Raw genomic sequence first — 14060 nt, 5'->3', positions numbered from 1 at the left:
CTACTCTTGCGATGATGCCGGCTACGCGCGCGGCAGAACGCGCGACAGCATCGGGGACGAAATCATGACCAGCCAACTGTTTGATCTGGCCGGCCGCGTGGCGGTCGTCACCGGCGGAAATGGCGGCATCGGGCTTGGCATGGCGCGTGGCCTCGCCGCCGCAGGCGCTGCCATCGCCATCGTCGGCCGTAACGAAGCCAAGTCGAACGCCGCAGTCGCTGAACTTGCAGCGATCGGCGCCAGGGCGATCGCCATCGCCGCTGACGTCACCGATCAGGCCGAGGTCGAAGCCATGGTCGCCCATGTGCTGGAGGCCTTCGGCCGGCTCGACATCCTCGTCAACAACGCCGGCATCAACATCCGCAAACCGCCGCACGAACTGGCGCTGGCGGACTGGCGCCAGGTGCTCGATACCAACCTGACCAGCGCCTTCCTGTGCTCGCAGGCGGCGCATAGCGCCATGAAACAGGACGGTGGCGGCAAGGTGATCAACATCGGCTCGATGATGTCGATTTTCGGCGCCAGCTATTCGCCGGCCTATGCCGCCAGCAAGGGCGGCATCGTGCAGTTCACGCGGTCCTGCGCGGTGGCATGGGCGCCCGACGGCATTCAGGTCAATGCGATCCTGCCGGGCTGGATCGACACCGAACTGACGCAGAATGCGCGCCGCGAGGTCGACGGCCTGCATGACAAGGTGCTGGTCCGCACGCCCGCCGCGCGCTGGGGCGCCGCCGACGATTTCGCCGGGATCGCCGTATTCCTCGCCTCCGCCGCGTCGGACTTCGTCACCGGGACGGCGATTCCGGTCGATGGCGGCTTCTCGGTGATGGGGTAGCACCCTAACCACCATCATCTCGATCGAACAGCCGGCTCGTTCCGCGACGCTCTGCTGACGCCAGCGTGGGCGGCCGCTTCAGCGCCCCGGCTGTGTCGGACTCGCAACACATCTCGATCTTGAACGCCTCCAGACGAATGTCGGAGCGTTCTCGCGTTGCCATCTCCCATTACCACCTGTAGTTTTAAACTTGAAGGCGGAACGGTACCGAAGGCACATGACCTTTAGCTGGGGGAGACTGCGAAACACAGGCCCGACCTGGGGCGCGTTGGCTCTTGCCGTTGCCGTGGTGGCAGCCGGCAGTTCACCGGCGGAGGCCGTCTGCACGCCCGCCGCTTCCAGCGCCATCATCGCTACCTGCTCGGGCTCCACCATTAACCAGGGCGGCGGCACCAGCAACAACAGCGACAACGTTCTCTATTTCGGTTACGGGACCGGGATCGAAACCGGTATCACCGTCAATGTGCTCGGCGGGTCCGGAAACTCCGTCGAGGGAACGAGCGTCGGCCTGGCGTTCGGCGACGCCACGATCAACGTCGGTGCCGGGGCTAACGTGATCGGCAACACCGCGATCCGGACCTTTTCGGGCGATGCGTTCGTCACCAATTGGGGGACGCTTACCGGCGGGGACGATGGTATCGCAGCCAGCGGCGCGGCCATTGTCACCAATGAGGGCACCATCTTCGGCGGCCGCTACGGCATCTCTGCCATCGGCGGCGGCTCGTCGGTGTTCAACGCAGGCACCATCTCCGGCGGCAGCGCAGCGATCCGCTTCGGCGGGTCCGGCAACACACTGACGCTGGCGCCGGGCTCGATCATCACCGGCGATGTCCTGGGCACCGGCAACGACACGTTCCAGTTCGGCGGGACCGGCAGCGGCGCGTTCGATATGGCGCAGTTCGGGACGCAGTACAACGCATTCGGCACGATCAACAAGATCGGCAGCTCGACGTGGACGTTGACCGGCTCGGCGAGCGGGTTTACGGGCCCGGTCAACATCAACCAGGGCACGCTATCGATCTCCAACCTCGACGCGGGAAATTTCGATTCGCTCGGCTATGGCATTGTGACCATGGCCGGCGGCACCCTGCGGACCACCGCCACCGGCACGCTGGTCAACGATCTCATCTTTGCACCGGGCGCCAGCACCCTCGCTGCGGCGACCGGCACGACGCTGACGATCGGCACCAAGACCAGCAATTTCATGCTGGACGCCGGCGCCACGGCGGTGTTCGGCACGCCGACCGACGCCGGCACGATCCTGTTCAGCGGCTCGTTCTTCAGCCCGTCGGTCAATACGAGCTCCGCCGTGGTCGTCGCCGGCGGCACGTTGCGGGATTACCAGTCCGGTCTGTGGCAATTACTGTTCGGAACCGGATCGGTCACCGTCAATTCGGGCGCCACGCTCGATTATGCCGACGCGCCCCTGCAGATCATCAACAACCTGAGCGGCGCCGGCACGGTCGATACCGGCGCCACGGGCAGCAACCAGCTGGTGTTGCTGGGCGACCCCGGCCGTACCAATCTGTTCTCCGGCGTTATCGCCGGATCGCATCCGGTGCAGATCGACGGCGGAAGATACATCTTTTCCGGAGCCAACACCTACAGCGGCAATACTTTCATCTGCTCTTGCGCAACCTTGCAGATCGGCAATGGAGGCACCACCGGCTCGATCGTGAGCAGCTTCGTCCTCAACGGCGGCGAACTCACCTTCGATCGCTCCAACACCTATGTGTTCGGCGGCATGATCGTGGACTTCGGCCCCGACGCCGGTCATGTGACCCAGGCAGGCACCGGCACCACGGTGCTCACCGCCGACAACACCTATACCGGCGGCACCACGATCAGCGCCGGCACCCTGCAGCTTGGCAATGGCGGCACCACGGGCGCAATCCTCGGTGACGTCGTCAATAACGGTACGCTGACATTCAACCGCAGCGATGCGTTCGCTTTCAACGGAAGCATCTCGGGCACCGGCGGCATCGCCAAGCTCGGCAGCAATGATGTCACCCTCGGCGGCAGCAACGCCTTTACCGGTGCGATCGACGTGTCCGGCGGCCGGCTGATCGCCGGCAGCGCCACCGCGTTCGGCACGCCGGGTGCCGTCAGTATTGCCGCCGGCGCGACCATCGACCTCAACAATTTCGACGCGACCTTCGGCTCGCTCAGCGGCGCCGGCACCGCGGCGCTGGGATCGGCAACGCTGACCACCGGCGGCAGCAACGCCAGCACGGTTTTCTCCGGCGCCATCACCGGCAGCGGCGGCCTGACCAAGGTCGGCACCGGCAATCTGAACCTGACCGGTATCAGCAACTATAGCGGGCCGACCGCGGTGAATGGCGGCACGCTCAGCGTCAACGGAGCGATCGGTTCGGCGGTCACGGTCAACACCGGCGGCACGCTCGGCGGCAATGGCACGGTCGGCAGCACCACGCTCAACGGCGGCACACTGTCGCCGGGCAATTCGATCGGCCAGCTCACCGTGCAAGGCAACCTCGTCTTCACGGCGGCCTCGACCTACATGGTCGAGGTTGCCGCCGCCGCCGCTGACCGGACCAACGTCACGGGCACCGCGACGCTCGGTGGCGCCACGGTGATCGCCAACTTCGTTTCCGGGACCTATGTCGTGCGGCAATACACCCTCATCAATGCTGCTGGCGGTGTGCTCGGAACGTTTGGCAACCAGGTGACCACCAATCTGCCGGGCAGCTTCAAGACCAGCCTTTCGACCGACACCAACAATGCCTACCTCAACCTGACGCTGGACTTCACGCCGACGCGCAACGGCGGGCTCAATGTCAACCAGACCCGTGTCGCCAATGCGCTGACTGGCTTCTTCGATCGCACCGGCGGAATTCCGTTGGTGTTCGGCGGCCTGTCGCCGGCCGGCCTGACGCAGGTCTCCGGCGAGCCCGCGGTGGCTGCGCAGCAGTCGACCTTCGAGGCGATGAACCTGTTCCTCGGCCTGATCAGCGACCCTTTCATTGCCGGCCGCGGCGATGGCCCGTCGCGTAACGGGTCCGCCTCGGCTTTCGCCATGGAGCCACAGGCCTATGTTGCAAGCGGCCGCAAACGCCCGGCGTCCGAACACGACGCCTATCGGCTGATGACCAAGGCCCCGCTGCCCGCCTTCACACCAGGCTGGAGCGTTTGGACGTCCGGATTCGGCGGCGCACAGACCACCGACGGCAACGTCGGGCTCGGCTCCAACACCACCACCAGCCGGCTCGCCGCCGGCGCGGTCGGCGCCGATTTCCGCTTCTCGCCGGACACGCTGGCCGGCTTCGCCATGGCGGGCGGCGGCAGCACCTTCAATATCAACGGCCTGGGCGGGGGGCGATCCGACCTATTCCAGGCGGGGGGCTTCATCCGTCACAATTCCGGCCCGGCCTACCTCACCGCCGCCGCCGCCTATGGCTGGCAGGACGTCACCACGGAGCGCTCGCCGGTCGGCGCAGGCCCGGCCCAGCTTCGTGCGCAGTTCGACGTCAATTCCTGGTCCGGACGCGTCGAGGCCGGCCGCCGCTTCGCGCCGCCTTGGGCCGGGCCTTCGGCGGGCGTCACGCCCTATGCTGCAGGCCAGTTCACCACCTACGACGCCCCCGCTTATAGCGAACAGAGCGTCGCCAGCGGCGGCATGTTCGCGCTGAACTATCAAGCCGCGAGTGTCACCGCGGCCCGCTCCGAACTCGGCCTGCGCACCGACGCGTCATGGGCTGTGAGCGACGCGCGCCTCACCTTGCGCGGCCGCGCCGCCTGGGCACACAATTACACCACCGATCGGGCTTTGACGGCGACGTTCCAGTCGTTGCCCGGCGCAAGCTTCATCGTCAACGGCGCTGCACCCGCGCGCGATGCCGCCCTCACCACCGCCGCCGCCGAGATTAAATTCTCCACCGGCATCGCCATTGCCGCAATCTTCGAAAGCGAGTTCTCCGAAGCAACCCGCTCCTACGCCGGCAAAGGCGTGGTGCGTTACGCTTGGTAGCCCGGCGGTTACAAACAGTTCGATCGGCGCTCTGGCCCAATGAGACTTGAACTTGGGACTTGGGACGCGGGGAGATGGCGCGTGACGGCCAAAACGGTAAGGTTTCCCGTGGTTGCTGGCCCAGCCGCGTCGGACTTCGTCACCGGCACGGCGATTCCGGTGGATGGCGGTTTTTCGGTGATGGGGTAACGACTTTGCACGCGGACTCTGCCATCAAATTGTCCGTAATCCGGCGTCAAGCAGCCGGCACGTTGCCACCACCGAGGAGACGACTTTGAAACTCATCTTGCTGACAGCCGCGCTGCTGATTCCGGCCTCCGCCGGCCTGGCGCAGGATGCCGCGCCGTCTCCGTCGCAAGCCCCGGCTGTCCGTGCCGCCCCGCCCGCGATGCGCAAGCCGGCTCCGGTCAACGCCGCTGCGCCAGCGCCGAAAGCACCCTCCATCACGGAGATCAGCCAGATTGACGGCATCCGCCAGGTCGATGCGGCAACCTATGAGATCGATGGCAAGTCACCGAACGGCACGATGGTGATGCTACGCATGAACGCCTTCGTGATGCAGGATCTCGGTCGACGGCTGGGCACCTTCGGGCCCTGATGCCCCCATCACGCAAGCGATTCCGCAGAGCCATCGGCATCTCAAAACCGAAGTGACTTTCCATGCACAAGACCATCGCCCTCGCCGCCCTGTTTTGCGCGTCAACCGCCGCCGCACAGCAGCCGGCGCCACGGGGCGCCCCGATCGCTTCGATCAATGACGGCCTGATCAAATGCCTGTCGATTCCGGACGGGACCAAAGCGCGGCTGGATTGCTACGACGCCGTGATTGCGCCCTTGTCGAAGACCAAGCCCACATCGAGGGACGTCGCGGCCTGCCGGTACTATACCGAGCAGGACCAGCGGCTGGCCTGCTTCGACGACTTCGCACACAGCATCCCGCAATATTCAAGGCGCTGATCGCCCGCCGACAGCGCGGGACGTGCCGAACAGCCGTCACTTCCCCTGAAACGCCGCCATTTTCGCCCCGGATGGCGTTTCCCGCATTGACTTTGGCCCATTCCCGCCTATCTTCCGCTGCGACGCGGCCCGGTATCGAAACGCGATACCTCGAGTAAGCCGCCTGTCTGCGCCCTTTGATTCCCCGTGCATTTTAGCGTGCCGCTCCGGGGTAAAGCGCGACAGTGTTTTCCGTGAATCCAAGCGGCGGTTTCTTCCAGAGGCATGGTCCCGAAAAGAGGTCTTTCCGGTTTTCGGCAGAGATCATGCCCCCATAACAGAGGCTCAATGTCCTTTTCCCATCTCGGCCTGTCCGACAAGGTTCTCGCCGCCGTCGCGGCCACCGGCTACACCACGCCCACCCCGATCCAGGAACAGGCGATCCCCCATGTGCTCGCACGCAAAGACGTGCTCGGCATCGCCCAGACCGGCACCGGCAAGACCGCGGCCTTCGTCCTTCCCATGATGACCATGCTGGAAAAGGGCCGCGCCCGCGCCCGGATGCCACGCACCCTCATCCTCGAACCGACCCGCGAGCTCGCGGCCCAGGTCAAGGAGCAGTTCGACAAATACGGCGTTGGCCAGAAGCTCAATGTCGCGCTCCTGATCGGCGGCGTCTCGTTCGGCGACCAGGACACCAAGCTGACCCGCGGCGTCGACGTGCTGATCGCCACCCCTGGCCGGCTGCTCGACCACACCGAACGCGGCGGCCTGCTGCTGACCGGCGTCGAATTGCTGGTGATCGACGAAGCCGACCGCATGCTCGACATGGGCTTCATCCCGGACATCGAGCGGATCTGCAAGCTGGTGCCGTTCACCCGCCAGACGCTATTCTTCACCGCGACGATGCCGACCGAAATCCGCCGCATCACCGAAACCTTCCTGCACAACCCGGTGAAGATCGAGGTCTCCAAGCCGGCCTCCACCGCGATCACCGTGACCCAGTCACAGGTCGCTGTTGGCCGCGAGCCGCACGAGAAGCGCGAAGCGCTGCGCGCCCTGATGCGCGACGCCACCGACCTCAACAATGCGATCATCTTCTGCAACCGCAAGCGTGAAGTGGCGCTGCTCGCCAAGTCGCTCGAGAAGCATGGTTTCAGCGTCGGCGCGCTGCATGGCGACATGGAGCAATCGGCCCGCACCGCAGCCCTCGACCAGTTCCGCAAGGGCGAGCTGCCGATCCTGGTGGCCTCCGACGTCGCCGCCCGCGGCCTCGACATTCCCGCCGTCAGCCACGTCTTCAATTTCGACGTCCCGCATCATCCCGATGATTACGTCCATCGCATCGGCCGCACCGGCCGCGCCGGACGCTTGGGCACTGCGATCTCGCTGGTCGCCCCTTCCGACGTCAAGTCGATGGCCGCGATCGAGAAACTGATCGGCCAGCCGATCCCGAAGGCCGAGAGCGGCGTCAGCATCAATGAGCCCGTCGACGGTCCGATCGCCAGCGAAGCCTCATCCGCCGAGCCGGCCCGTCCCGCTCGCCAGCGCACCGGCAACCGCGAAGCCAATGCCGAGCAGCCGCGCAGCGCCGGCCGGGGCCGCGACCACGCCCGTGGCGGCAAGCGCGAAGGTTCGGGCAACCGGGAAGCCGGTGCGAAGCGCGAACCGTCGGGCGAGCGCAAGCCGCGCCGCGAGCGCGAACCGCGCCGGTCGGAGGCCGGCGAACGCGAGATCCGCCCCGCCGCCGCGGTGCAATCAAGGATTGCGGAACCTTCTTTTACCGCTCCAGTGCCACCGGCGCCGTCGCGTACTCCTTCCATCGGCCGTGCCGAGGCGCCGCGTTCGCGTCGAGAGGAGGCGGCTGAACCGGCCGATCACTCGCATCTCCCGGCCTTCCTGCTGCGCCCCGTCCGGGCTCGCGTCTAAGTAGAGTTGCACCCTCGTTTACCGGTCCTTCATCCCCGTCGCCTACTCTGAATGCGTATTTTAATTAAAGCGCATTTGTACATTTCGGCAATGTCGCCGATAGGCGACGGGGGCACAGAACGTGACCGCTATAACGGATGATCAGGAACGGACCCTCGGTTTCGCCGACATCGCGCTCGGCCAGATCAAGTCGCTCCGTCAATTGGCGATCCCGCGCAATTACGAGATCTGGTACGTCTATGCGACGGGCTACAATTCGTCGCTGAACCGCGTGATCAACGAGACGCTGGCACGCAACGGCTGCCTGACCGAGGTCGATCTCGACCAGATTCACGACACCTATTTATCGCAGGTCCGCAGCACCGACCGCATCGATCACGTCGGCGCCCGCGTTATCAGCGAAATCGATGACGTCATGGCGCTGATCAACGACGCCCTTGGCCTGACCGAAAGCTTTGGCGCGACGCTGCAGGGGGCCAGCGAAACGGTGTCCCTGGCCAAGGACCGGGACCAGTTGAAGGCGGTGATCGAGGGCCTGGTGAAGTCCACGCGCGAGACCCGCGACGCCAACAAGGCGCTGGAAGAGCGGCTCAACTCCTCCAAGAGCGAAGTCTCGAACCTGCAGAAGAACCTGGAAGCGATCCGGGCCGAGACCCTGAACGATCCGCTCACGGGCCTTGGCAACCGCAAATATTTCGACCGCGCCCTGTCTTCCATGATTGCGATCTCGCATCAGCAGAAGGAGCCGCTGTCGCTCCTGATGCTCGACATCGACCATTTCAAATCCTTCAACGACAATTACGGCCACCTCACCGGCGACCAGGTGCTGCGCCTGGTCGGCCAGTCGCTGAAGCAGACCATCAAGGGCGCCGATATAACGGCGCGCTATGGCGGCGAGGAATTCGCCGTCGTGCTGCCCAATACATCGCTGCGCCAGGCCCTGACCGTGGCCGACCATATTCGCCGCGCGGTGATGTCGAAGGAACTGAAGAAAAAATCGACCGGCGAAATCCTTGGTCGCGTCACCATCTCGATCGGCGTCTCGCTGCTTCGGGAAGGCGATGAAATGGACTGCCTGATCGGGCGCGCCGACGCCTGCCTCTACGCCGCCAAACGCAACGGCCGCAATCGCGTGATCTGTGAAGTCGATCCGGAATATTCGGCGGAGATACAGGTGCAGGTGGCTTAGGCGCTGAGCCCTCGATCTAACTCGAGGATTTGCGCGTCTTCGCCTTCTTGGCCTTCTTCGCAACCTCCCCCTTAACCGCCACTTTGCGCACCCTGTTCCGCTTCACCCGCGCCGCGCGCTCCGCGGCGACGTGGGCCGTCCGCGCCCATTCGGTGACTTCATCAGGCTCGTCGTACAATCGCTCCGGCAATTGCCAGTACGAGCCGATGGTTCGCACCTTGCCCTTCATTTCGTAGCTGAACGGCCCGCAGCCCTCCGCCTCGAAGCGCGGAATGCTGTTCTCGTCGGCACGCAGATAGATGGCGTCGCGCAACACAAGCGCGAAGTTCACGTCGTCAGCGGACACGCCGTAGCCGGAGAACATCCGGCGTATCACGACCGGCCCGAAGCCGGCGAACAGCTCGATGAGGAAATCGCGGTCCATGAGGGAAGTGTAGGATGCCGTTGGCGATCGAGGAAGCGATCAACCCGAATGTCGTCCCGGCAAGCGAGCTTGCGAGCGCAAGCCGGGATCCATAGCGTCTGTCTGGTCGGTGAAGCGTCGTAGCCTAATCCTGTGCGATCAACAGGCTCGGAGTGTATGGGTCCCTGTGTAGTCAGGATCTGTCATGATGGGGTGCGGGCGGTATGCCGTTGGGTCCCAGGTCGAGAAGACCGTGATCCGGCTCGGCACCCGCCCGCTTCGCTAATACCCACACCTGAACAGTTGATCGAGGCCGTCTGCGGCGGACCTCGCAGCACAGGGACAGGCCCCATGAAGATACATCCTGGCTTCGTTGGAATCGATATCTCGAAGGATTTTCTTGATATGTACGACGGCAGCGTCGGCGCGGTCCGCCGCGTCGATAACGGCCCGGAAGCGATCGAAGGCTTGCTCGCCGGGTGGTCCAGCAGCGACGTATTCGTGCTGTTCGAGGCCACAGGCCGTTACGACAAGGCACTGCGCCACGCCTTGGGCGCCGCCGGCATCGCCTTTGCCCGGGTCAATCCGGCTCGCGCCCGCGATTTCGCCCGCGCCGCGGGCTTCCTCGCCAAGACCGACGCCATCGATGCGCGGATGCTGGCCGCCATGGCGCAGTGCCTGCGCCCCGGCGCCGATGGCATGGCCGATCCAGCACGCGAGCAGTTGGCCGAGTTGCACAAGCGCCGCGACCAGCTCGTTGCCTTCCGCAAGCAGGAACGCACCCGTCTCAAGGGCGCCAAGGATCTGGCCGCGAGCCTCTCGGCCCACATCGCCTGGCTCGATGCGGAGGTCCGGAACTTCGACCGGCAGATCGCCACCCTGATCGCACAGCAGCAGGCGTTGCATAATGCCCGGCGCCTGATGCAGTCGGTGCCGGGCATCGGCCCGGTGTGCTCGGCCACGTTGCTGGCGTTGATGCCCGAGCTTGGCTCACGCTCGCCCAAGGCCATCGCGGCCTTGGCGGGACTGGCGCCATTCAACACCGACAGCGGCAAGTTTCGCGGTACCCGGCGGATTCACGGCGGCCGGCGCAGGGTTCGCGAAGCACTCTACATGGCGGCAGTGTCTGTCACCCGGACGAGATCGCGCTTCGCACAGACCTACCAGGCGCTGCGAAAAGCCGGGAAGCCGGCCAAGGTCGCTCTCATTGCCGTAGCCAGAAAACTGCTGCTCACCCTCAACGCCATCATCAGGGAACAACAGCCCTTCCGCGCGTGATGGGCAAATTACAGTTGCCGAATCGGCGTTCGCTTCGCGAACTTGTCCGGGACGACATACGGAGAGTGCTTCTCAATCCAGCTTGGCCGCCGTCAGTTGCACCGACTCGCCGCAGCCGCAGGCGCCGGTCTGGTTGGGATTGTTGAAGATGAACTGCGACTGCATCTTGTCGGACTTGTAGTCCATCTCGGTGCCGAGCAGGAACAGCACCGCCTTCGGCTCGACCAGGATCTTGACGCCCTTGTCCTCGACCACTTCGTCGGTGGCGCGGATGTCGTGGGCGTATTCCACCGTGTAGGACTGCCCGGCACAGCCGCCATTCTTGATGCCGACACGCAGGCCGACGATTTCGGAATCGGCGCGTTTCGTCAGTTCCTGGATCCGGGTCGCCGCGGCATCGGTGAGCCGCATCACCTGCGGGCGAGGACGGGGCTTGGGCTTCGCACTGGGTGTTGTGGGGGTCATGTTGGTCATGTGTTCAGTCCTTACGGCCCTTCAAGGCCGCCATTGCCGTCTCACGCAAACGCAACGTCACCACATATTCAGAACGAGGCGCGCCTCGTCGGTCATCCGGTCCGGCGTCCAGGTCGGTTCCCAGACGATGTTGACGGTGACGACACCGACGCCGGGCACGCTGGCCACGGCGTTCTCGACCGTCATCGGCAGTTCTTCCGCGGCCGGGCAGTTCGGCGTCGTCAGCGTCATCTCGACTTCGACGCTGCGATCGTCCTTGAGGTCGACCTTGTAGATCAGGCCGAGCTCATAGATATCGGCCGGAATTTCCGGGTCATACACCGTCTTCAGGGCCGCGACGATCTCGGTGCCGAGACGCTCGGTCTCGTCGGCCGACAGCGCCGAGGTGGTCTGCATCTGGCTGGACTTGATGTCCGTGTCCGCAGCAACAGTTTTGGCTTCGGCGGTGTCGGTCATGAAAACAACTCCTGGGCCTTGATCAGCGACTGCGTGAGGTGGTCGATCTCGTCGCGGGTATTGTACATCCCGAATGAGGCACGGCATGTCGCCGTCACCTTGAATCGCTCCATAAGCGGCATCACGCAATGCGTCCCTGCCCGCACCGCGATGCCCTGGCGGTCGATCACCGTGGCGATGTCATGCGGATGCGCGCCTTCGATGGCAAACGAGATCACCGGGCCCTTGTTCTTCGCCGAACCAAGGATGCGCAGCGAGTTGATCTCGCGTAGCCGGCCTTCGGCGTAGGTCAGAAGATCGTGCTCGTGCGCAGCGATGCGCTCCTTGCCGATCGAATTGACGTAGTCGATCGCAGCCCCCAGGCCGATCGCCTCGACGATCGCCGGCGTGCCGGCCTCGAACTTGTGCGGCGGATCGCCATAGGTGACCCATTCCTGCGCCACTTCGCGGATCATCTCGCCGCCGCCGGCATAGGGCCGCATCGCGACCAGATGCTCGTATTTGGCGTACAGCACGCCGATTCCGGTCGGGCCGTACAGCTTGTGGCCGGTGAAGACGAAGAAGTCGGCATCCATCGCCTGCACGTCGATCGTCATATGCACGGCCGACTGGCTGCCGTCGACCAGCACCGGGATGCCGCGGGCATGCGCCATCTTGATGATTTCGGCGACCGGCACCACGGTGCCGAGTGCGTTCGACATCTGCGTGATCGCGACGATCTTGGTCTTGTCGGTCAAGAGCTTCTCGAACTCGTCGATCAGGAAGTTGCCTTCGTCATCGACCGGCGCCCACTTGATCACGGCGCCGTGTCGCTCGCGCAAAAAGTGCCACGGCACGATGTTGGAATGATGCTCCATGATGGAGAGCACGATCTCGTCGCCGGCCTTGATGTTGACGCCGCCCCACGACGACGCGACGAGGTTCAGCGCGTCAGTGGCGTTTTTGGTGAAGATGATCTCCTCGGGCCTGCCGGCGTTGAGGAAGTGCTGAACCTTGGTGCGCGCGCCTTCATAGCCTTCGGTCGCCGCATTGGCGAGGTAGTGCAGGCCGCGGTGCACGTTGGCGTATTCGGTCTTGTAGGCCAGCATCATGCGATCGAGCACGGCGTTCGGCTTCTGCGCCGAGGCAGCGTTGTCGAGATACACCAGTTGCTTGCCATAGACCTTCATCGCCAGCGCCGGGAAATCCGCGCGGACCAGATCGACGTCGTAGGAACCGTTGGAGACGGCGGGGTGCAGATCCATGCTCATGCCCTTGCTGCCAGCCAGCGCTCGGCGGCCGATATCGCCAGTTCACGCAGATCGTCGTTGACGATCGATTCGATGGCCTCGCCGACGAACGCCTGGATCAGCAGCGCCTGCGCCTGCTTCTCGGTCATGCCGCGGGCGCGCAGATAGAACAGCAGGCTGTCGTCGAGCGCGCCGGTGGTGGCGCCGTGGCCGCACTGCACGTCGTCGGCAAAAATCTCCAGCTCCGGCTTGTTGTAAGCCTCGGCCTCGTCGGACAGCAGCAGCGCGCGCGTCATCATCTTGGCGTCGGTTTTCTGCGCCGGCTGATGCACGTTGATGCGGCCCTGGAACACCGAACGGGTGCTGTCGTCGAGCACCGCGCGAAACACTTCGCGGCTCGCGCAGTTCGGCGCCACGTGATTCATGACCAGCGTGGTGTCGGCATGCTGGCGACCGTTCAGCAGGTTGACGCCGTTGGTCTCGACCTGCGCGTGCTCGCCATGGATGCCGATCACCGCCTGGTAACGGCTGACGATGGTACCGGTATTCATGCCAAAGGTGTTGAAGTGTGCCTTGTGGCCGAGCGTGATGACCTGCGACGAGATATTGAACGCCTCGCGGCTGTCCTCGGTGAGACGGACATGGTCGAGCCGTGCGCCGTCGCCGATATGGACCACCAGCGAGTCGTGGACCTGATAGATGTCCGCGCCTTCGGCGCAGATGTAGCTCTCCACCAGGGTCGCCGCAGCGTCCTTGCCGAGCGACAGCATCGAGCGCGTGAACATCGCGGACGGCGCGCCGCCGCTGGCGATGTGGATCACATGGATCGGTTGGGAGATCCGGGCGCCATCCGCCACGGCAATCACGACACCATCCGTCATCATCGCGCTGTTGAGCGCGATCATCGGATTGGTTGTATCCATCGCGAACAGCTGCGCGTGAAGCGCGGCGTTGTCGGTCTCGAGGACATCGCGCAGGGTGAGGATGCTGAGACCGGCATCGAGCCGGCCTATGTCCGAAAGCTTTGGCGCAAACACGCCATCGACCAGCACCAGCTTGCGCACGCCGTCGATCGCATGCAGCTCCAGCGCTTCGGTGGCGCGCAGCAGCGCGGCGGCATCCGGCGCCGCCGCCAGCGGCAGCACGGCGCGCATCAGCACGCGCAAATCGGTGTATTTCCAGTCCTCGATCCGCCGGTGCGGCAGGCCGATCCGCTCATAGGCCTCGAAGGCCTGACGGCGGGTGTCGGCAACCTTGCCTGCGCCGGGCAGTCGCGGGCGCGCGAGGGCAAATGCCTCGCCTAGCGCCGTGCCTGTATCTGTCTTTGCCAATGCTACGTTCAT

The 14060-nt window shown here is 64.7% G+C and carries 12 protein-coding genes; 7 read left to right on the top strand and 5 right to left on the bottom strand.

From position 1 onward, the window contains the following. Nucleotides 1-64 precede the first annotated feature (64 nt). From FIU28_RS13865 to FIU28_RS13840, 6 genes are all read left to right on the top strand, one after another. Nucleotides 65-835 carry an SDR family NAD(P)-dependent oxidoreductase gene (locus FIU28_RS13865; RefSeq protein WP_143573783.1) on the top strand — a complete coding sequence of 257 codons (771 nt, stop codon included), beginning with the start codon at nt 65-67 and terminating at the stop codon, nt 833-835. A 217-nt stretch (nt 836-1052) separates the two neighbouring features. Beyond that, nucleotides 1053-4823 carry an autotransporter domain-containing protein gene (locus FIU28_RS13860; RefSeq protein ID WP_143573781.1) on the top strand — a complete coding sequence of 1257 codons (3771 nt, stop codon included), beginning with the start codon at nt 1053-1055 and terminating at the stop codon, nt 4821-4823. Between the two features lie 274 nt (nt 4824-5097). After that, nucleotides 5098-5421 (top strand): hypothetical protein, encoded by a 324-nt coding sequence (locus FIU28_RS13855; protein WP_143573779.1) that lies wholly within the window; start codon nt 5098-5100, stop codon nt 5419-5421. Between the two features lie 62 nt (nt 5422-5483). Next, nucleotides 5484-5780, top strand: a complete 297-nt coding sequence (locus FIU28_RS13850; RefSeq protein ID WP_143573777.1) for a hypothetical protein — start codon at nt 5484-5486, stop codon at nt 5778-5780. Between the two features lie 327 nt (nt 5781-6107). Further along, a complete protein-coding gene (locus tag FIU28_RS13845; RefSeq protein ID WP_143573776.1) occupies nt 6108-7688 on the top strand; it encodes a DEAD/DEAH box helicase in 1581 nt (526 codons plus the stop codon). Between the two features lie 121 nt (nt 7689-7809). Next, nucleotides 7810-8877: a GGDEF domain-containing protein gene (locus FIU28_RS13840; protein WP_143573774.1), complete on the top strand. Its 1068-nt coding sequence runs from the start codon at nt 7810-7812 to the stop codon at nt 8875-8877. Nucleotides 8878-8893: 16 nt separating this feature from the next. On the opposite strand, the gene FIU28_RS13835 is transcribed toward FIU28_RS13840, so the two are convergent. Continuing rightward, a complete protein-coding gene (locus tag FIU28_RS13835; protein ID WP_143573772.1) occupies nt 8894-9301 on the bottom strand; it encodes a TfoX/Sxy family protein in 408 nt (135 codons plus the stop codon). Nucleotides 9302-9631: 330 nt separating this feature from the next. Here FIU28_RS13835 and FIU28_RS13830 point away from each other — a divergent pair, with 330 nt between their 5' ends. Further along, nucleotides 9632-10558 (top strand): IS110 family transposase, encoded by a 927-nt coding sequence (locus FIU28_RS13830; RefSeq protein ID WP_143576185.1) that lies wholly within the window; start codon nt 9632-9634, stop codon nt 10556-10558. A 72-nt stretch (nt 10559-10630) separates the two neighbouring features. Here FIU28_RS13830 and FIU28_RS13825 read toward each other — a convergent pair whose 3' ends face one another. The 4 genes from FIU28_RS13825 to sufD are packed head-to-tail and all read right to left on the bottom strand — an operon-like array spanning nt 10631 to nt 14060. After that, on the bottom strand, nt 10631-11032 hold the full coding sequence (locus FIU28_RS13825; protein WP_441351230.1) for a HesB/IscA family protein: 402 nt from the start codon (nt 11030-11032) through the stop codon (nt 10631-10633). A 57-nt stretch (nt 11033-11089) separates the two neighbouring features. Next, nucleotides 11090-11488, bottom strand: a complete 399-nt coding sequence (locus tag FIU28_RS13820; RefSeq protein ID WP_143573770.1) for an SUF system Fe-S cluster assembly protein — start codon at nt 11486-11488, stop codon at nt 11090-11092. Then, nucleotides 11485-12732, bottom strand: a complete 1248-nt coding sequence (locus tag FIU28_RS13815; RefSeq protein WP_143573768.1) for a cysteine desulfurase — start codon at nt 12730-12732, stop codon at nt 11485-11487. The genes FIU28_RS13820 and FIU28_RS13815 overlap by 4 nt, the downstream gene beginning before the upstream one ends. A 2-nt stretch (nt 12733-12734) precedes the next feature. Then, nucleotides 12735-14060: a Fe-S cluster assembly protein SufD gene (sufD, locus tag FIU28_RS13810; protein WP_143573766.1), complete on the bottom strand. Its 1326-nt coding sequence runs from the start codon at nt 14058-14060 to the stop codon at nt 12735-12737.

The organism is Tardiphaga sp. vice154 (genome assembly GCF_007018645.1).
In the GTDB taxonomy this organism is placed as follows: Bacteria; Pseudomonadota; Alphaproteobacteria; order Rhizobiales; family Xanthobacteraceae; genus Tardiphaga.
This window is presented reverse-complemented; position numbering and strand designations above follow the sequence as displayed.